Genomic DNA, 17,580 nt, shown 5'->3' on the forward strand with positions numbered 1-17,580 from the left:
GCGACTCCGTATGCATGTGTTTCAGTGTTGGGCGCAGGCGACTGCGATATGTTCGCCCGAGCGCTCCTCGTAATGCCGATTGCGATCGGCCAGCAGCCAGTACACGCTGCCCGCGATGGCCGCGCCGAGCAGCCACGAGAACGGCGTCATCGCGCTGAACGCCGGCACGACGGCGAGCGTGATCGAGATCAGCGCGGACGGCACGAGCGCTGCGAGCGCCTTGCGGTTCACGCCGCGCGTGTAGAAATAGGCACCGGTCGGCGCTTCGGTATAGAGGTCGGGCACGTTCACGCGCTGCTTGCGCACGAGCCAGTAGTCGACCGTGATGATCCCGTACAGCGGGCCGAGCAGCGCGCCGAGACCGGACAGGAAGTAGACGATCACGATCGGGCTGTTGTACAGGTTCCACGGCAGGATCAGCACGGCGACCGTCGCGCTGATCAGGCCCGCGCGGCGGAACGACAGGCGGTGCGGCGCGAGGCTCGTCAGCACGAAGGCCGGTGCGACGAAGTTCGCCATGATGTTCACGGCGACCGTCACGATCAGGAACGCGAGGCAGCCGAGCACGAGGAACAGCTTGTTCGGCACCGTCGCGATGATTTCCGTCGGGCTGTGGATGATGTGGCCGTTCAGCTTGAACTGCGCGCCGGCGAGCACGAAGCTGATCGTCGCGAACACGAGGATGTTGACCGGCAGGCCCCAGAAGTTGCCCACGCGCACCGTCTTCGCGCTCGGCGACGAGCGCGCGAAATCGCAGAAGTTGAGCACCAGCGTGCCGTAGATCGCGAGCCACAGCGAGCCGCCCGCGAAGATTTCCGTCCACATCTTGAAGCCGGTCGGCGGCTTGCCGATCGACATCGCGAGATGGCCGCCCGTGCGGCTATACATCCACGCGGCGAGCGACAGCGTCGTGACGAGGATCACCGGGCCGGCCAGCCCCTCGTACTTGCGGACCATTTCCATCCCGTACGTGAGGATGCCGATCTGCACGAGCCAGATCGCGACGAACGTGACCCAGCCGAGCGTCGACAGCCCGAAGATCGCGTTCTGGTCGAATGCGGCGAGGCCCGGCCAGATCGCGGTGAGCAGCACGCGGAGCACGACCGACGCGAGATAGGTCTGGATACCGAACCAGGCGATCGCGATCACCGCGCGGATCATCGCGGGCAGCAGCGCGCCGTAGATGCCGAAGCTCATCCGGCTGATCACCGGGAACGGCACGCCGGTCTTCTGGCCCATGTAGCCGGTGAGGTTCATGAAGCAGTACACGAGCACCGCGCCGATCGCGAGCGACGCGAGCATCTGCCAGCCCGACAGGCCGAGCGCGAACAGCCCGATGGCGAACGAGTAGTTCGCGATGTTGTGTACGTCGTTGGTCCACAGCGCAAAGATGCTGTAGCGGCCCCACGTCCGGCCCTCGGCCTTGGTCGGCGCGAGGTCGGCGTTGTGCAGCCGCGGGCTAAGCGCGGCGTCGCGCGCGGCCGAATCGGTTCGATGCGATGCGTCGTCCGCGCCGAGCACGAGGCCCGGGCGGTGGGTGGCTTCCAGTTGCACGCCGTTGTCTCCTTCCATGTGCGGGGCGCGAAACCGGCAGCGTGGACACGCTGCGCCGGCCCGGCCGCCGTGGACGTTATGTCTCGGATTTGTTCGCGAGTATGGAAGGCCGAAACGGTGATGGGAAATTAAATATTCGGTTAGGCGTCATTTGAAAAATGAATGGAATTCGGGTGGCTGCTGCGGCGGCGCGGCACGCGAATTGCTCGCCTGCGGGCTCCATCCACATCGACATCAGCGGAGGTGTCATGCAGCGATATTCATTTCGTCATGTATCGCGAGCCGTCTTCGCCGGCATCCTGATTGCGGGCCTGGCGGCAGGCGCGGGTTGCCAGAAGAAGAGCGATAGCGAAAGCGGCGGCGCGAGCTCGGACACGAGCGCCACGGGCGGCATGTCGGCCGCGCCGTCGGCTGCGCCGAGCAGCGGCGCGGCTGGCAGCAGCGGCGGCGAAAGCGGCGGCGCGAGCATGCCGGGCGCGGCCTCCGCGCCGGGTGGTGCGAGCGGCGGCTGACCCGCGGCTGACCAGGGCGGCGGACGTCGCGCGGGCTGCGCGCGGGGGCGACGTTTGCGGGACGGGTGCCGTGTCGGCCTGACACGGGCGCCGGGTGGCGCGCGCGCTCTGCCGCGCACATGAAAGATTTGCAAGGACCGTTGTAGCGATTCCCGGACCGGCGGCGCCAGCGTGTTGCCGGCGCGCGCCGGCCGGACAAGGAGGTGCGATGCAGCGGTGTCCGCCTATGATTCATATGGATAAAGGGTTTTAACGGTTTTTATTTTTCAACCCGCCAACCGACCCGCCTTACTTGAAATATGGGGGGGCGGAGCGATTCTGGTAACCTCGGCACTCATTCAAACAATCTTGAGAGTCGTATGGCGGACAATCGCTATTCCTACAACGGGCATACCAATCTTCAACCGGGCGATTTGTTTTTTGGGTCGCGGTCGACCAACTTTGCAAGCGGTTCGGCTTCACCGATCTTGCTGCCGCTGCTGGCATTCTGCTAGGGCAAAACGATGTGCCGGTGCCGGGAAAAATGCGCGGCGCGGTTGCTGGCACGTCTGTTGTTTCAATGGCCGCACGAAAACTTTTGCCGTTCAATATCGGTATGCGGATGCCGACCATCACGAAGGCCGGTGCGGGTGGATTGCGAATCGCGATGACGCGCAATCTCGGGGCGTTTGTGGGGCGTGCGGTGCCTGTCGTCGGAACCGTCATGCTGGCGACCGATGCGGCAATCGTCATGTGGAATACGGTGCAGGTCTATAACGGCATCGTGAAGCCGGAAGATCGGGTGCTGTGACATGACAGACACGACATGGGAGCGGCTTGAGGCGTTCGCCCGTGAAGAGCTAGGACGGCCGATGTTTGGTGGTCCGCTGAAGCTGACGCGTGATAGCCGGATGGAAGAAGACCTTCGCATTACCGGAATCGACGCAATCGAGTTCATCGACAAGTGGGCCGAGACCTTCGGCGTCGACGTGACGAACTTCCCGTACAAGCGCTACTTCGGCCCCGATACCCTTGACGTGGTTCGGTCGATTCTCGGGCTGTTCTCTTCTAGGTATCGCGACCCGGAGTTGGTCCCTCTTACGCTCGGGATGTTGGAAGAGGCAATGCGCCTTGGTCGATGGGACACGGAAGCGATTGAGCGCGCCGCCCATAGCGAATAGCTGCGCACAAATGAAAAACGGGCCGCGCGGATTGCTCCGGCGGCCCGTTCTGCCTGCGCCCTAGCAGGGTAGAAGTGCATAGCGGAATCGAACCCTGACCCGACATATCGGCAGGACGCGGGGGCGAAGCGTCCGGCGCAAGCGCCGGCGGCGTGACGCATGCCCGGATCGGCGGCGCGTGGATGACGCAAGCGCTGTGCCCGCGTGGCTGCGCGCCGGGCTTGGGGGATGGTTTCGACGGTCTGCCCATGGCCGACCTGCCGCGCACATCTGCGCCATGCGCCGCGGGCAGCCGGCATGGCGGCATGGCGGCGCCTCGTGGAAGCACCGGAAGGATCCGGCAGCGAGCCGCCCCCGGATCGGCTGTCAGAAAGCGCGATGCGGCGGGGCGGCCGGGCAAATCTACCCGCTGGCGGCATCTGGCCCTGAAACGGGGCGAAAATATTGCCCCATTTTCATCATCGTTTAACCATTCGAAACAATGTGTTCACTGAAAGGGGCATGATCTCCGGCGATCGAGCAGGCATACTGTCGCCTATGTTGCTCAATGCGCGTCGAATGGCGCGCGCCTGCCCCCATGTCCACTCCAGTTTCCTTTCGAACCCTGCGATGGTTGACCGTCGCGGCTGCTGCATGCTTGCTCGCCGCGTGTTCGACCGCTTCCGACGTGACCGCGACGTCGAACCCGAACGTGTTTACCGTGACGACGCGCACGGTCGGCATGTCGACGACGTGGGCCGACGCCCATACGAAGGCCTTCGACGAAGCCACCAACTACTGCACGCAGCGCGGCATGCGCGCGAGCATGAAGCAGGAATCGCTGACCAGCGGCAGCCGTGTCGGCGCGCGCTCCGAACTCGCGTTCGAGTGTCATCCGACCTTCGAGACGGCGTCGAACCCGCGCGGTTGAACGACCGGCGGCGTTGACGCGCCGTCGCCTTCCGCGTTTTCCTTCCCCCGCATGCGAAACGACCCGCGATGCCGTTCAGGCACATCGCGGGTCGGCGCGCGTCCGGCGTCGGCTGCGGCGGTTACGCCGGCTGTGCCTCGTACAGCTTCACGCACGCGGAGAAGTCGAGCGTGCCGAGCCCCTGCTGGCTCATCGACTGATAGAGCTGCTGCGCGAGCGCGCCCATCCACACCGGCTGGTGCGCGCTGCGTGCCGCTTCGGTCGCGAGCCCGAGATCCTTCAGCATCAGGTTCGCCGCGAAGCCGCCCGCGTAGCCGCGCGCGGCCGGCGCGGTGTCGCTTACGCCCGGATACGGGTTGTACGTGTCCGAGCTCCAGCAGCGGCCGGTCGACGTATTGATGATGCCGGCCAGCACGGCCGGATCGATCCCCAGCGCGGCGCCGAGCGCCATCGCTTCCGACACGCCCATCATCGAGATCCCGAGCAGCAGGTTGTTGCAGATCTTCGCGATCTGCCCGGTGCCCGTGCCGCCGCAATGCACGACGTTCTTGCCCATGGCGAGCAGTACGGGGCGGATGCGCTCGAACAGCGCGGCGTCCGCGCCGACCATGAAGGTCAGCGTGCCGGCCTGCGCGCCGCCGGTGCCGCCCGACACGGGCGCGTCGGCGAGCGGGAAGCCGCGCTGCGCGGCGGCGTCGGCCACCGCGCGCACGGTGCCGGGATCGATCGTGCTGCAGTCGATCAGCGTCGCGCCGGCGCGCGCGCCGGCCAGCACGCCGTCGTCGCCGAGGTAGACCGCGCGCACATGCTGCGCGGCCGGCAGCATCGTGATCACGATCGCGCCGCGCGCGGCCGCTTCGCGCGGCGAGCCGGCCGCCGTCGCGCCGGCGCGTACCGCGACCTCGACCGCGTGCGCGTCGAGGTCGAACACCGTCAGCGCGTGGCCGGCTTTCAGCAGGTTGGCGGCCATCGGGCCGCCCATGTTGCCGAGTCCGATGAATGCGATTTCCATGTGCCCGCTCCTTGGGTCAGCGCAGCGCGATCGTCGTGTTCACGCCGCCGGCCGTCGCATCGTCGTCGAACCAGCGCGCGGTGACCGTCTTGGTCTGCGTGTAGAACTGCACGACCTGCTTGCCGTACGGGCCGAGATCGCCGAGCTTCGAGCCGCGCGAGCCCGTGAAGCTGAAGTAGGGCACCGGCACCGGGATCGGGATGTTGATGCCGACCTGGCCGATGTCGATCTCGCTCTGGAACTTGCGGGCGGCCGCGCCGCTCTGCGTGAACAGCCCCACGCCGTTGCCCATCGGGTTGCGGTTGACGAGCGCGATCGCTTCGTCGAGCGTGTCGGCTTCGAGCACGACCACCACCGGCCCGAAGATTTCTTCCTTGTAGATCGACATGTCGGTCGTCACGCCCGAGAAGATCGTCGGGCCGACGAAGTTGCCCTGCTCGTAGCCGGGCACCTTCACGTCGCGGCCGTCGAGCAACAGCGTCGCGCCTTCCTTCACGCCCGCGTCGATCAGCGACAGGATGCGTTCCTTCGCGGCCTTCGACACGACCGGCCCGACGTCGGTGCCGGCTTCCGCGCCCGCATTGACCTTCAGCGCCTTCGCCTTCTCGACGAGTTCGGGCAGCCAGTCGCGCGCCTTGCCGACCAGCACGACCACCGACGTCGCCATGCAGCGCTGGCCGGCCGCGCCGAAGCCCGCGCCGACGAGCGCGTTGATCGACTGCTCGCGGTGCGCATCGGGCAGCACGACCGCGTGGTTCTTCGCGCCCATCATCGACTGCACGCGCTTGCCGTGCTGGCTGCCGAGGTTGTACACGTGCGTGCCGACGCGCGTCGAGCCGACGAACGAGATCGCCTTGATGTCCGGATGCGTGCAGAGACGGTCGACCACCGTCTTGCCGCCGTGCACGACGTTCAGCACGCCCTGCGGCACGCCGGCCTCGATCGCGAGTTCGACGAGCTGCATCGTCGACAGCGGATCCTGCTCCGACGGCTTCAGCACGAACGTGTTGCCGCACACGATCGCCATCGGGAACATCCACAGCGGAATCATGCCGGGGAAGTTGAACGGCGTGATGCCCGCGCACACACCGATCGGCTGGCGCAGCGTGTAGGTATCGACGCCGCCCGCGACGTTTTCGGCGAATTCACCTTGCTGCAGCGTGCCGATCGAGCACGCGTGCTCGACGACTTCGAGGCCTCGGAAGATGTCGCCCTGCGCGTCGGGCAGCGTCTTGCCTTGTTCGGCGGTCAGCGTGTGCGCGATCCGTTCGAGATTGCGGCGCACGAGATCCTGGAACTTCAGCATGATGCGCAGCCGCGCGCCGATCGGCGTCGTCTTCCACTGCTGGAATGCGCGTTGCGCGGACGCGATCGCGGCATCGACCTCGTCGAGCGTCGCGTACGGCACGCGGCCGATCACTTCCTGCGTCGCGGGGTTGACGATGTCGCCCCATTCGGCGCTTTGCGATTCGACGAATGCGCCGTCGATCAGCAGCTTGGCGGTGGGCAGGGCGAGGGTGGTCTGGGGAACTGCGGCGTTCATGGAATTCTCCGGGAAACGGTGTGGCGACAAAAAGGGGCCCCGTCACCGCCGCGCATGCGCGCGTGGCGGACGGCAGGACGAACTGAAATCGATCGGATGCGGGCCGGCCCGTCAGGCACGTGCCGGGCGCATCAGCGCGGTACACAAGAGCGCGAACACGCCGAAGCCGACGAGGTACGCGATCACGTAGTGCGGCTGGCCGCCGCCGGCCTTGAGCAGCGACGTCGCGATCATCGGCGCGAAGCCGCCGCCGATCACGCCGGCGAGCTGCACCGACAGCGAGATGCCGCTGTAGCGGATTTCCGCCGGGAACTGCTGCGCGAACAGCAGCGATTCCGGCGCATAGAGGATCGGGAACACGACGCCGAGGCCGAGTACGATCGCCCACCATGCGTATGAGGTCTGCTGCGTGCCGAGCATCATGAAGAACGGCGCGGCGAACGCGCACATCAGCACGAGGCCGATCGCGAACATCCGGCGCTGGCCGATGCGGTCGCTCAGGTGGCCGCACAGCGGCATCGTGACGAGCGACAGCGCCGCGCCGGCCGTGATCGCGTGCAGCATCTCGGCCTTCGGCAGATGCAGCTGCTGCGTCGCGTAGGCGAGCGCGAACGTGACGACCATGTAGAACCAGGTGTTCTCGGCGGCGCGCGCGCCGACGATCGTCAGCACCTCGCGCGGATGGCGGCGCAGCGCGGCCATCACCGGCGACTTCTCGGCCTTGCCCTGGCGCTGCATCTTCTCGAAGTCGGGCGACTCGGGCACCTTCGCGCGGATGAACCAGCCGAGCCCGACGAGCGCGATGCTTGCGAGGAACGGCACGCGCCAGCCCCACGACAGCATGTCGGCTTCCGGCAGCGCGGCCACCGCGGCCATCGCGACCGACGACAGGATCAGGCCGAGCCCGACACCCGTCTGCGGCAGGCTGCCGAACAGCCCCTTGCGGCCCTTCGGCGCGTGTTCGACGGCCATCAGCACCGCGCCGCCCCATTCGCCGCCGACGGCCATCCCCTGCAGGAAGCGCATCGCGATCAGCAGCGCGGCGGCCCAGTAGCCGATGCTGTCGTACGACGGGATCAGCCCGATGATCATGCTCGGCACGCCCATCAGCAGCAGCGTGATCATCAGCATCGACTTGCGGCCGATGCGGTCGCCGAAGTGGCCGAACACGATGCCGCCCATCGGCCGCCCGATGAAGCCGACCGCGAACGTGCCGAACGCGGCGAGCGTGCCGACGACGGGGTCCAGCGACGGGAAGAAGATGCGGTTGAAGACGAGCGCGGCGGCCGTGCCGTAGAGGAAGAAGTCGTACCACTCGATCGTGGTGCCGGCCATGCTGGCCCAGCCGGCCAGCAGGTAGTGCTTCGCGGTGCGCTCGGGTGCCGGCGCCGCGACTGTCGCATGCTCATCGAGGGTGGATCGCGTCTGCATGGTGTCTCCGTGGTGGTGCCGCGGCTCGTGGTCCGCAGGTCACGGTCGAGTATAGTTATGCGCAGATTCATCATGTACCGATAAAGAAACCGGTTGGATATGCATTTATGCATAACGATGGCCGGCCCGGAGACTTCAGCCCCTTTTTCCCTCGCCGATGCGACATGCCACCGAGCCGGTTTCCGGCAACCTGAACTGGGACGACCTGCGCTTTTTCCTCGAAGTCGCGCGCACGCAGCGCGCGAGCGGCGCCGCGAAGCGGCTGGGGGTCGATTACACGACCGTCGCGCGGCGCATCCGCGCGCTCGAGGCCGCGATGGGCACGCTGCTGTTCGACAAGTCGCGCTCCGGCGGCTTCACGCTGACGGTCGAGGGGCAGCGGCTCGTCGCGTATGCGGACGCGATGGAGACGACCGTGCAGTCCGCGTGCGACCAGGTCGCGAACACGGGCGAGGCGCTGTCGGGCCATGTGCGGATCGGGTCGACGGAGGGGTTCGGCTGCTTTTTTCTCGCGCCGCAGCTCGCGCAGTTTCGTGCCGAGCATCCGCACGTGACGGTCGACCTGCTGCCGGTGCCGCATTTCGTCAACCTGCCGAAGCGCGAGGCCGACCTGGCGATCACGCTCGAGCGGCCCGAGCGCGGGCCTTACGTGGTCACGAAGCTGTGCGACTACCAGCTGCGGCTCTATGCGACGCGCGACTATCTCGCGAACCATGATCCGATCACCTGCACCGACGATCTCGCGCAGCACGCGTTCATCAGCTACGTCGACGATCTCGCGTTCAGCAACGAACTGCTGTACCTGGACCGCGCGGTGCCGGGCGCGACGGCCGGACTGCGCACGACGAGCGTGATCGCGCAGTATTTCGCGGCGCTGCAGGGCGGCGGGCTGGCGATCCTGCCGTGCTTCATGGCGGCCACGCAGCCGGCGCTCGTGCCCGTGCTGCCGGACGACGTGGTCGTCACGCGCTGCTTCTGGCTGACGTGCCGCGAGGATCTGCGCAAGCTGCGCCGCGTGACCGCGCTGTGGGATTACCTGCGCGCGGCGGCGGACGCGAATCGCGCGCTGCTGTCGGGCGAATCGGGGAGGCTGAGATTCGTCGGCGAGCCGGAGTAGCGGAGCGAGCGTGGCGGTTGCGGTGGCGACGGCGACGACGTGATCGATCGGTATGAAAAAACGGCTGGCGAAGATCCGGCCGGTTATCAGGGGAAACGCAGATGGCTTTGACGCATGCGGGCAAGGTGTTCGTGGTCTGTGTGGCCGTATTCGGCGTGGCCGCGTATTGGCTCGCGTCGCGCATGGTGCGCCGCCAGAATGGCGGCATGCGCGGATCGGGCGGCGCGGTCGCATTCTGGTGGCTCGTGTGCTTTTGCCTGGTGTCGCTGTGTTTCCCGTTCGCGTACTGGATCGGCGACGAACTCTACGACCTGGCGGTATCGCCGAAATACGAGGCGACCGTCGTGTCCTACCAGTCCGAGTGGGACACCTGCGAGCGTCGGGACAGCAGCGGTCGCACGGACAAATATCGGTGCATCAAGTACACGTCGATCCTGGAAGCCGTGATGCCGAACGGCGAGCGGGTCGTGCTGCCGGGCAACATCCGCTCGGGCAGCGTGCCGGAGATCGGCGAGCGCGTCGATGTCGTGTTGCCGCAGGGCGCGAATCAGCTGCACGAACGCAGCGTGCGCAGTGTCGGCCTGCTGGCCGGCGGCGGGCTGATGGTCGCGATGACCGGGTACTTCCTCTACCTGATCGCCGCGTACGGCGCCGGCCGGAACCTCGACGGCGCGGGCCGCCTCGGCGTGGCGGTGGTCCTGAACGGGCTTGTGCCGCTTGGCGCGTTGCTGATGGAAATCGGCTTCCTGAGCGTGCCTTACCGCTACTGGGCGCGCGGGAATCCGGAGCAGTGGCCGGTGTGGGTGCTGGCGCTCTGCCTGCTGTTCGCGCTCGGGCTGCTGCCGTTGCTGCTGATCTACGCGCGAACCGCCTGGCGTGCGGTCGTGAAGTAACGGAGGCGGCGGCGCGGTTGTGCCATCATGTCAGCACCGACAGCCGCCAGGAGACGGTCGTGGAAATTCATTCGCAGTGGACCTTCGATTGCCGGCCCGAGCATGTCTGGCCGCATTTCCTCCATGCCCGGATGGACGACACGCGGCCGTTGCTGTTCCGCCTCGGCGTGCCGAAGCCGGTCAGTTGCCGCGTGCTCGAAGGCGTGCCGGCGATCGGCAACACGCGGCAGTGCACGACCGATCGCGGCACCATCGACCAGCGGATCCTCGTGCTCGATGAGAATCGCCGGCTGCGTTACCGAATGGTGGCGTCGACGGTGTGGTGCCGCGACTGGGTCGGGCTGCTCGAGGACGAATTCACGCTGACACCGATCGAAGGCGGCAGGACACGCGTCGAACGGCGCACCGTGTTCAGCGCGCGCGGCCTCCTCAGGCCGGTTCGGCAGATCGGGCTGTGGCTTGCATTGCAGCAGGCGCACCGGTATGCGGCCCGCAACTGGCGGCGCCTCGCGATGGCGGCGCAGGGGCAGGCGGTCGCGATGGGGCTGGCGCGCTAGGCCTTGGGCGCCGGCGCGTAAAAGATTTGCCCGATGTCCGTGTCGCGCGCCTGGCCGTTGCGGTCGGCCTCGGTGCGCGTATCGAAGAAATCGAACGAGCACAGATCCGGTCGGCCCAGCGCCTTCAGGATGCTCGACGTGCGCCACGCCGGCAGCCAGTCGGACCATGACAGCCGCACGCCCACGAGCAGCGCGAGCAGGACGCCCATCGCGAGCGGCCCGCCCAGCAGCGCGGCCGGCAGCGCGCCGCGATCACGCCCCGAACCCGGCCTCAACCCGGGCAGCCCAGCCGGTCCGCGAGTTCGTTCAGATCCTTGACGTCGAAGTCCCACGCATCGTCGGCTTTCAGATCGGTCGTCTGGCCGGGCCCGTGTTCGGTCGGCCGCAGCACGAACGCGGTCGACAGCCCCTGCCGGCGCGCGGCCGCGAGATCGCCGTTGTGCGCGGCGACCAGGCACAGCTCGGCTGGCTCGACGCCGAGAATCTCGACGGTGTCGCTGTACACCTGCGGCGACGGCTTGTACGCGCGGACGACTTCGGCGCCGAGAATCGCATCCCACGGCAGCCCCGCGCGTTTCGCGACGTCGACCATCAGCCGGATGTTGCCGTTCGACAGCGGCGCGATGATGTAGCGCCGCTTCAGCCGTTGCAGCGCCGAGACGGCATCGGGCCACGGGTCGAGGCTGTGCCACGCGAGGTTGAGCGCGTCGATTTCGGCGTCGGGCACGTCGACGATCCCGTAGCGGTCGAGCGTGCGGACGAGGTTCTCGCGGTGCAGCACGTCGAGCCGCACGTAGCGGCGGCGCCCGCTGCGGACTTCTTCCATCGACGGCGAATACTCGGCCCGCCACGTATCGGCGAATTCGAGCGGGTCGAGCGCGGGGGCGTAGCGGTCGAGGAACGCGGCGGCGCCGCGTGCCACGCCGCCTCTCCAGTCGACGATCGTTCCGAAGACATCGAAAACGAGCGCCTTGATTTCGGCAGGGTTCGTCATGGTGATCCAGTGAGGGTCGATCGATGAGGTTACGAGTCGCCGTGCCGCCGGATTGCGCGGCGCCGGTTCGATCGACATTGAATCACGGATACGGAAAGACGGCCTGGCCGGCCGTGCGGGCAGCCAGGCGGCGCGGAACGGATGAGGCCGGCAGCGCGCGCGGGTGCGCGCCGCCGGCCGGAAACGTCCGCGGCCGCGCGGGCCGGTCAGTTCTTGTCGTACGAGAATTGGATGCCGGCCGTGCCGCCGGTTTCGATGAACAGATCGATGAAGGCCGGCACGGTGGCGCTGCGCGCCCAGTCGCGCTGCAGCTCGCAGAACAGCTGTGCGACGCTGATCATCTGGCCGCCGGCCTGCTCGATGCGGCGCAGCGCCGCGTCGTGCGCGGCAACCGACGTGCCGCCCACCGCGTCGACCACCACGTACACCTCGTAGCCGGCCTTCAGCGCGTCGAGCGCCGGGAACGTCAGGCACGCTTCGGTCCACAGGGCGGTCATGATCAGCTTCTTGCGGCCGGTCGCCTCGACGGCACGGCGGAACTCGACGTCTTCCCACGAATTGATGCTCGTGCGGTCGTAGGTCGGATGGCCTTCCAGCGCCGCGCGCAGTTGCGGGATCGGCGGCTTGTTCAGGCCAGTCTTCACGTTGACGGTCGAGTGGACGATCGGCAGGCCGTACGCGACGGCCGCCTTCGACGCGCCGACGATGTTGTTGATCAGCAGTTGGCGATCCATCGACGCGATGGAGTTCACCTGGACCGGCTGGTAATCGATGACGATGAACGCCGCATTCTGCGGGGTGAGCAGGTGGTCGTTCGCGGGGTCGCGAATCGGTTCGCTTGCCATGGTTGCCTCCAGAGACAGGGCAGGAAGTGAAGGGGGCCGACGGGCCGGGGCGGTGTGGCAGAGGGCCCTGACCAGAACAGTCCGGGCCACTGCGACGACCTCGATACGCGTCGAATCAAGATGCTATTCGTGCAACAAACGGGGTTCCAGTCCCTTAAAATGCCATCAGTGTTCTATCGGTGGAACAATCATGGATGACCTGAACGACCTCTACTACTTCGTGAAGGTGGTCGAACACGGCGGGTTCACGCAGGCGGGGCGCGCGCTGGACGTCCCGAAATCGACGCTGAGCCGGCGCATCGCGGCGCTGGAGGCGCAGTACGACGTACGGCTGCTGCAGCGCACGACGCGCCGGTTCACGGTGACGGAGACCGGGCGCGAATTCTACGAGCGGTGCCTCGCCGTGCTGGTCGAAGCCGATGCGGCGCGCGAGGTGATCGAGCGCCGGCACGCGGAGCCGCGAGGCATCGTCCGCGTGAGTTGCCCGACCGCGCTGCTCGAATACCGGGTGAGCGAACTGATCGCGCGCTTCATGGCGATTCATCCGCAGGTGCAGGTGCATCTCGAGGCGACGAATCGGCGCGTCGACCTGTTGAGCGAAGGCATCGATCTCGCGTTGCGGGTGCGCTTTCCGCCGCTGGAGGACAGCGATCTCGTGATGCGCATCCTCGGCGACAGCCCGCAGCGGCTGGTGGCCGCGCCGCACTGGCTCGGCGGGCGCGCCGCGCCGTCGGATCCTGCCGAACTGGCCGGCGTGCCGAGCCTCGACTGGGGCCCGGCGCGGCATCACGTGTGGCAACTGGTCGGGCCGAACGGCGAGCAGGTGCCATTGCGCCATCACCCGCGCTTCATTACCGACGACCTGCATGCGCTGCGCGATGCGGCGATTCAGGGCGTCGGCATCGTGCAACTGCCGTGCATGGTCGTCGAGGACGATTTGCGCAACGGCACGCTGGTCGACGTGCTGCCCGGATGGGCGCCGAAGGGCGGCGTGATCCATGCGGTGTTTCCGTCGCGGCGCGGGCTGCTGCCGCGCGTGCGTCTGTTGATCGACTTCCTGGCCGAACACATCCGCAGGGATTGACGCGCGGCTGCCGCGTTCGGCGTGTTGCCGCCGGGTGTGCCGAGGCGGTCGGGGCCGTGGCCCGGCCTGCGCGTCCCGTTGTGTTCCTTCATCGCATCGAGGCCGTTGCCCTCGGTTAGGGCGTGAGATCGAACCGCCCGGCATCGTCGCGCGCGAATCGCCCGTCGCCCGTCGTGCGTCACCCATCGCCCATCGCCCATTGCGGATCGCGGATCGCGGATCGTCGGCGCGTGAGATTCGCGTGTGACGATTCCCAAATTCGGCGCCAACCTTGCCCGGCCAGCCCTGGCTCGGGTTACTCCGGACGCAATTTTCCGACAACCCGCAATAAGCAGATATCACTGCATCGGGGTGCTCACTACCATTCGTCGAACGGCTGATGGCCGCGCGGATGGCCGGCCAGCCGGCACGAGATACGGCGCGGCGTCAGTGCCGATGAAACGGAGCGCCGCCATGGAGGAAGGGAATCGGCGGCAGCGGTGTCGACTCGTCGCGTTGATCGCGACCGTGTCGGCGCTGGTGCTGGCCTACGGTGTCGCGCGACACCTGTCGCACGCGTCGACGCGCCCGCCGGATCAACAGGTCTTTTCCGTCGACGTCGATCGGGACAAGGCGCCCTGGGAACGATCCGTGATCGCGATTCGCGAAGGGATGCCGGCGCATATCAACGTGCATTCGCGAGAGGCGGGTGTGCTGATGGCGCATGAAATACCGGGTGCGCTCGCGGCTTGCAACGTCGGAACCGAGCAGTCGATGGACATTCTCCCGGTCGGGATCACCGGGCGCTTTTCGCTGCACTTTCACAGCCGGACCGGCGAGCAGATCGAGGTGGCTGTCATCGAGATATATCCGGATAACTAACGATAAACCGGATCGAAACGAAATTCGAAACGATATTCGAAATAGGAGGAGGCAAAGATGCGCGTACTGAATCGCCTGGCGATTGCGATATCGCTCGGCACACTCATGCTCGCCGGCTGCGGCGGAGACGACAACGACGTGACGAGCACGACACCCGCCGTATCGGTGGCGGACTACGTCGTGCCACGGGTGCCCGGCTGCAGCCCGGGCGACACGCCCGAGACCGCGCTGCAAGGGCAAGTGCCGGCCGCGCTGCGCCAGTCCGGATTCGGCGGCTTCAACTGCAACCTGAAGCGCGTCAGCCAGGTTCAGGGCGAGGGCGCGTCGTGGTCGGCCGCGACCTACACCGACCGGCAGGGCCACACCTGCTTCTACCATGCGACGATGGGCGCCACGCCGGCCTTCAACAATCCCGATGCGCCGCCGCGCGTGAACCCGGGCGTGCCGGTGATCGACATCACCGATCCGGCCAAGCCGGTGCGGGTGAGTTCGCTGACGTCCACGGCGATGATCGATCCGTGGGAATCGCTGCGTGTGAACGTGGCGCGCGGCATCCTGGCTGCCGACAACGGGCTCGGTGGCGGTGGCGGCCCGGAGGTCGACCTGTACGACGTGGCGACCGACTGCACGCGCCCGCAGTTGCTTGCCAGTGTTCCCGTCGGCACGGGCGCAGACGGCGGCATCGTGCCAGCCATCAAGCAGCTCGGCCACGAAGGCGGGTTTTCTCCGGATGGGTTTACCTACTACGTCGGCGGGGCGCTTACAAAATCCTATTACGCGATCGACCTGACCGTGCCGACCCGGCCGAAGATGATCTCGGCCATCAGTGTGCCGGACCTGGGCATGGGGACCATTTCCCACGGACTGTCGGTGAGCCAGGACGGGAACCGCGCGTACTTCGTCTCGTCGGGGAACGGCGGCACGGCGATCGGCATGAGCGCACCGCCGCTGGACAACCCGAATGCGACCGGCGACAACGGGTTCTTCGTCATCGACACCAGCGAAGTACAGAGCCGGCGTCCCAATGCACAAATGCGCCGGATTGCGACGATGCCGGTGCGGGACGGCAGCATTGCACAACATACGATCTCGTTCTCCGTGGCGGGCAAGCCCTATCTGATCGAGGTCGATGAAGGCGGCTCGGGCGGGCTTCAGGATCCGGGCGCCACTGCCGTGAAGGCCGCGTGCAATGCCGGCGTGGCACCGTTTCCGATGGGGCACATCTACGACATGTCGAACGAAGCCGCGCCGCAGCTCGTCTCCGAACTGCGACTCGAAACGCACGCCGTGCAGAACTGCAGCAAGGTGATTCCCGACATTCTCGGCCTTTCCACGTTCACGTACGGGTCGCACTACTGCAGCGTCGACAACCGGGAGAACGCCACCGCGCTCGCGTGCAGCTACTTCAATTCCGGCGTACGCGTGTTCGACATTCGCGATCCGGCAAAGCCGAAAGAGATCGCGTACTACAACCCGCCTTCGGCCAAGTCGCCCGGCGCCGGTTCCGCGCACCTGATGTTCGGCCAGTACCGCCCGGGCGGCCCGGACTGGTGTGCGTCGCGTCTCGATTTCGACTTCGACCGCCATCTGCTGACGACCGCCTGCCAGGACAACGGGCTGCTCGTGCTGTCGTTCGAAAACGGCGCATGGCCGTTTCCCGAAAGCACCAAAGCGACGGAGATCGGCAATTGACGCATAGCAGACAGGTTGCTCGCGGGTCATCGCGTGAAGCGGTCGCAACCGGCAGGGCAGGCGCGCGAGGCCGCGCCCGGCGCAATCCGGGCGTTGCCGCGCTGGCCTTGCTGGCGGCGCTCGCGATGCCGCTGACGTGCTCGGGGTTCGAAGCGGACGTGCACTTCGGTCTCACGTTCTGGCTCGCGACGCAGGCGGGGTTTGCGTCCGGCGAGGCCGACGCGATTGCGCTCGCCGACCAGCGGATGGATGCGGGCTCGATCGAATACATGACGTCGCCGCTGCAGTTTGCCTGCCTGTCGCGCTTCGCGCCCGATGCGCAGGATACCCAGGCGGCGCACTACCCGAGCGAGACCCGCGTGCCGGCCGCGTCGGCCGCCCGGATCGTGGTGCCGGACGGCCCGGCGTCACGGTCTTCGGTCGATGCCACGCTGCGGCGCGCCGAGGGTCGCAACGCGGCTTTCATGCTGGGCGAGTTCGGCCGGTCGCTGCATGCGCTGCAAGACGCGTGGGCGCATCAAGGCACGCCGTCGGTACCGGACTGGCGCCGCTACGGCATCGAATGCGCCGCCGGCCTGGCGATGGCCGCGCCGCTTGAGCGCGGTGGTCCGTCCGGACATGCTGCCGAGATGACCTGGCGCTGGCCCGTCGATACGGAGGCGATGGCGAAGTCGACGTATCTCCAGATGACTCGTTATCCGAAGATAAACGGCGTGTCGAGAAACGCGCGCTCGTGGGAGCAGGTCCGGCCGATGCTCGCCGGTTTCATCGACGCGCGAACCAAGCACGCGAAATCCGGCTGGTTCGTCTCGAACGGCCTGAAGGACACGTCGTTCCTCGACGGCACGAGCCTGCCGGACGGCCCCGCGTGGCAGGCGGTTCGCTGGCACGGCCGGCGCGACGTGCCGAAGCCGGTCGCGCCGACCGAGCAGCCCGGCGTCGACAAGGGGCTCGTCGATTTCTACGCACGCTTCTTCAGCGACTGGGTCACGACATCGCCGGTGGACAAGCGCTGGCTGCCCGCGCTGGCCACCGGCCACGCCGGCAAGCCAGACGGCCCGCTGGTCGAGCAGTTGACCGGCTGGCGCTTGCGGGATCACGGCACCTATCTCGCGATCGGGACACCCTCGCAGCCGACGGGAAGCGTCGGCGCGAGCGTGCGCAACCGCGCGTCGTTCACGGTCTTCAAGTCGTTGAACGATGCGGTGCTGCCGCTCATCGTGGAGGGCGACAAGCCGTCACCGATCCTGCCGTTCCTGGTTTTTCCGCTGCCCGATTCGGCCGACGGAAACAAGCGTGCCGTCGCGCTGATCAAGCTGCTCGATGCGCCTTACGACACGATCGGCGTGGTGTCGGAGCAGCGCAGCGGGGCCGGCTGGAAAGTCACGGGACTGATTTCGTCTTCTGATTACTGA

Annotated in this window: 17 protein-coding genes and 1 pseudogene; 11 read left to right on the forward strand and 7 right to left on the reverse strand. The window is 67.1% G+C overall.

Annotated features, from left to right (window positions below):
- Window positions 1-21: 21 nt before the first annotated feature.
- On the reverse strand, window positions 22-1,572 hold the full coding sequence (locus tag QZM67_RS32425; RefSeq protein WP_301809610.1) for an NCS1 family nucleobase:cation symporter-1: 1,551 nt from the start codon (window positions 1,570-1,572) through the stop codon (window positions 22-24).
- A gap of 230 nt (window positions 1,573-1,802) precedes the next feature.
- Between QZM67_RS32425 and QZM67_RS32430 the strand changes: the two genes are divergently transcribed.
- The 4 genes and pseudogenes from QZM67_RS32430 to QZM67_RS32445 all read left to right on the forward strand — a co-directional run bounded on the left by QZM67_RS32430 (window position 1,803) and on the right by QZM67_RS32445 (window position 4,136).
- On the forward strand, window positions 1,803-2,066 hold the full coding sequence (locus QZM67_RS32430; RefSeq protein WP_043179409.1) for a hypothetical protein: 264 nt from the start codon (window positions 1,803-1,805) through the stop codon (window positions 2,064-2,066).
- Between the two features lie 359 nt (window positions 2,067-2,425).
- Window positions 2,426-2,856: pseudogene (locus QZM67_RS39980) on the forward strand (STM2901 family protein).
- Window position 2,857: 1 nt separating this feature from the next.
- On the forward strand, window positions 2,858-3,226 hold the full coding sequence (locus QZM67_RS32440) for a DUF1493 family protein (RefSeq protein WP_301809614.1): 369 nt from the start codon (window positions 2,858-2,860) through the stop codon (window positions 3,224-3,226).
- 577 nt (window positions 3,227-3,803) lie between these two features.
- Entirely contained in the window at window positions 3,804-4,136 is a 333-nt protein-coding gene (locus QZM67_RS32445) for a hypothetical protein (protein ID WP_175026710.1), read from the forward strand.
- Window positions 4,137-4,257: 121 nt separating this feature from the next.
- Here QZM67_RS32445 and mmsB read toward each other — a convergent pair whose 3' ends face one another.
- From mmsB to QZM67_RS32460, 3 genes are all read right to left on the reverse strand, one after another.
- Window positions 4,258-5,148 carry a 3-hydroxyisobutyrate dehydrogenase gene (gene mmsB / locus QZM67_RS32450; protein ID WP_301809619.1) on the reverse strand — a complete coding sequence of 297 codons (891 nt, stop codon included), beginning with the start codon at window positions 5,146-5,148 and terminating at the stop codon, window positions 4,258-4,260.
- 16 nt (window positions 5,149-5,164) lie between these two features.
- On the reverse strand, window positions 5,165-6,691 hold the full coding sequence (locus QZM67_RS32455; RefSeq protein ID WP_301809623.1) for a CoA-acylating methylmalonate-semialdehyde dehydrogenase: 1,527 nt from the start codon (window positions 6,689-6,691) through the stop codon (window positions 5,165-5,167).
- Window positions 6,692-6,802: 111 nt separating this feature from the next.
- Window positions 6,803-8,122, reverse strand: a complete 1,320-nt coding sequence (locus QZM67_RS32460; RefSeq protein WP_043179404.1) for an MFS transporter — start codon at window positions 8,120-8,122, stop codon at window positions 6,803-6,805.
- 157 nt (window positions 8,123-8,279) lie between these two features.
- Between QZM67_RS32460 and QZM67_RS32465 the strand changes: the two genes are divergently transcribed.
- The 3 genes from QZM67_RS32465 to QZM67_RS32475 all read left to right on the forward strand — a co-directional run bounded on the left by QZM67_RS32465 (window position 8,280) and on the right by QZM67_RS32475 (window position 10,689).
- Window positions 8,280-9,239: a LysR family transcriptional regulator gene (locus QZM67_RS32465; RefSeq protein WP_301809627.1), complete on the forward strand. Its 960-nt coding sequence runs from the start codon at window positions 8,280-8,282 to the stop codon at window positions 9,237-9,239.
- Between the two features lie 101 nt (window positions 9,240-9,340).
- The gene (locus tag QZM67_RS32470; RefSeq protein ID WP_301809631.1) at window positions 9,341-10,132 is read left to right on the forward strand and encodes a uracil permease; all 792 of its coding nucleotides are present in this window, start codon (window positions 9,341-9,343) and stop codon (window positions 10,130-10,132) included.
- 59 nt (window positions 10,133-10,191) lie between these two features.
- Window positions 10,192-10,689 carry an SRPBCC family protein gene (locus tag QZM67_RS32475; RefSeq protein ID WP_301809634.1) on the forward strand — a complete coding sequence of 166 codons (498 nt, stop codon included), beginning with the start codon at window positions 10,192-10,194 and terminating at the stop codon, window positions 10,687-10,689.
- Here the strand turns inward: QZM67_RS32475 and QZM67_RS32480 are convergent.
- From QZM67_RS32480 to QZM67_RS32490, 3 genes are all read right to left on the reverse strand, one after another.
- A complete protein-coding gene (locus QZM67_RS32480; RefSeq protein WP_301809637.1) occupies window positions 10,686-10,964 on the reverse strand; it encodes a hypothetical protein in 279 nt (92 codons plus the stop codon). The genes QZM67_RS32475 and QZM67_RS32480 overlap by 4 nt on opposite strands.
- A complete protein-coding gene (locus QZM67_RS32485) occupies window positions 10,961-11,683 on the reverse strand; it encodes a haloacid dehalogenase type II (protein WP_301809639.1) in 723 nt (240 codons plus the stop codon). The genes QZM67_RS32480 and QZM67_RS32485 overlap by 4 nt, the downstream gene beginning before the upstream one ends.
- Before the next feature lie 206 nt (window positions 11,684-11,889).
- The gene (locus tag QZM67_RS32490; RefSeq protein ID WP_175026471.1) at window positions 11,890-12,528 is read right to left on the reverse strand and encodes a hydrolase; all 639 of its coding nucleotides are present in this window, start codon (window positions 12,526-12,528) and stop codon (window positions 11,890-11,892) included.
- Window positions 12,529-12,718: 190 nt separating this feature from the next.
- On the opposite strand from QZM67_RS32490, the gene QZM67_RS32495 reads away from it, so the two are divergent.
- From QZM67_RS32495 to QZM67_RS32510, 4 genes are all read left to right on the forward strand, one after another.
- Complete coding sequence (locus tag QZM67_RS32495; protein ID WP_301809642.1) at window positions 12,719-13,612, forward strand: LysR substrate-binding domain-containing protein; 894 nt, start codon at window positions 12,719-12,721, stop codon at window positions 13,610-13,612.
- Between the two features lie 495 nt (window positions 13,613-14,107).
- Window positions 14,108-14,473, forward strand: a complete 366-nt coding sequence (locus QZM67_RS32500) for a hypothetical protein (RefSeq protein WP_301809646.1) — start codon at window positions 14,108-14,110, stop codon at window positions 14,471-14,473.
- A gap of 57 nt (window positions 14,474-14,530) precedes the next feature.
- Entirely contained in the window at window positions 14,531-16,165 is a 1,635-nt protein-coding gene (locus tag QZM67_RS32505) for an LVIVD repeat-containing protein (protein ID WP_301809648.1), read from the forward strand.
- Window positions 16,162-17,580 (forward strand): DUF6765 family protein, encoded by a 1,419-nt coding sequence (locus tag QZM67_RS32510; protein ID WP_301809650.1) that lies wholly within the window; start codon window positions 16,162-16,164, stop codon window positions 17,578-17,580. Before QZM67_RS32505 ends, QZM67_RS32510 begins: the two co-directional genes overlap by 4 nt.

Source organism: Burkholderia sp. AU45251 (assembly GCF_030482905.1).
GTDB classification, from domain to species: domain Bacteria; phylum Pseudomonadota; class Gammaproteobacteria; order Burkholderiales; family Burkholderiaceae; genus Burkholderia; species Burkholderia aenigmatica.

What these genes read in the sequence shown, in the direction of transcription:
- QZM67_RS32425 (WP_301809610.1), bottom strand. Translation starts at nt 1,572, where the DNA reads ATGGAAGGAGACAACGGCGTGCAACTGGAAGCCACCCACCGCCCGGGC.
- QZM67_RS32430 (WP_043179409.1), top strand. Translation starts at nt 1,803, where the DNA reads ATGCAGCGATATTCATTTCGTCATGTATCGCGAGCCGTCTTCGCCGGC.
- QZM67_RS32440 (WP_301809614.1), top strand. Translation starts at nt 2,858, where the DNA reads ATGACAGACACGACATGGGAGCGGCTTGAGGCGTTCGCCCGTGAAGAG.
- QZM67_RS32445 (WP_175026710.1), top strand. Translation starts at nt 3,804, where the DNA reads ATGTCCACTCCAGTTTCCTTTCGAACCCTGCGATGGTTGACCGTCGCG.
- mmsB (WP_301809619.1), bottom strand. Translation starts at nt 5,148, where the DNA reads ATGGAAATCGCATTCATCGGACTCGGCAACATGGGCGGCCCGATGGCC.
- QZM67_RS32455 (WP_301809623.1), bottom strand. Translation starts at nt 6,691, where the DNA reads ATGAACGCCGCAGTTCCCCAGACCACCCTCGCCCTGCCCACCGCCAAG.
- QZM67_RS32460 (WP_043179404.1), bottom strand. Translation starts at nt 8,122, where the DNA reads ATGCAGACGCGATCCACCCTCGATGAGCATGCGACAGTCGCGGCGCCG.
- QZM67_RS32465 (WP_301809627.1), top strand. Translation starts at nt 8,280, where the DNA reads ATGCGACATGCCACCGAGCCGGTTTCCGGCAACCTGAACTGGGACGAC.
- QZM67_RS32470 (WP_301809631.1), top strand. Translation starts at nt 9,341, where the DNA reads ATGGCTTTGACGCATGCGGGCAAGGTGTTCGTGGTCTGTGTGGCCGTA.
- QZM67_RS32485 (WP_301809639.1), bottom strand. Translation starts at nt 11,683, where the DNA reads ATGACGAACCCTGCCGAAATCAAGGCGCTCGTTTTCGATGTCTTCGGA.
- QZM67_RS32490 (WP_175026471.1), bottom strand. Translation starts at nt 12,528, where the DNA reads ATGGCAAGCGAACCGATTCGCGACCCCGCGAACGACCACCTGCTCACC.
- QZM67_RS32495 (WP_301809642.1), top strand. Translation starts at nt 12,719, where the DNA reads ATGGATGACCTGAACGACCTCTACTACTTCGTGAAGGTGGTCGAACAC.
- QZM67_RS32505 (WP_301809648.1), top strand. Translation starts at nt 14,531, where the DNA reads ATGCGCGTACTGAATCGCCTGGCGATTGCGATATCGCTCGGCACACTC.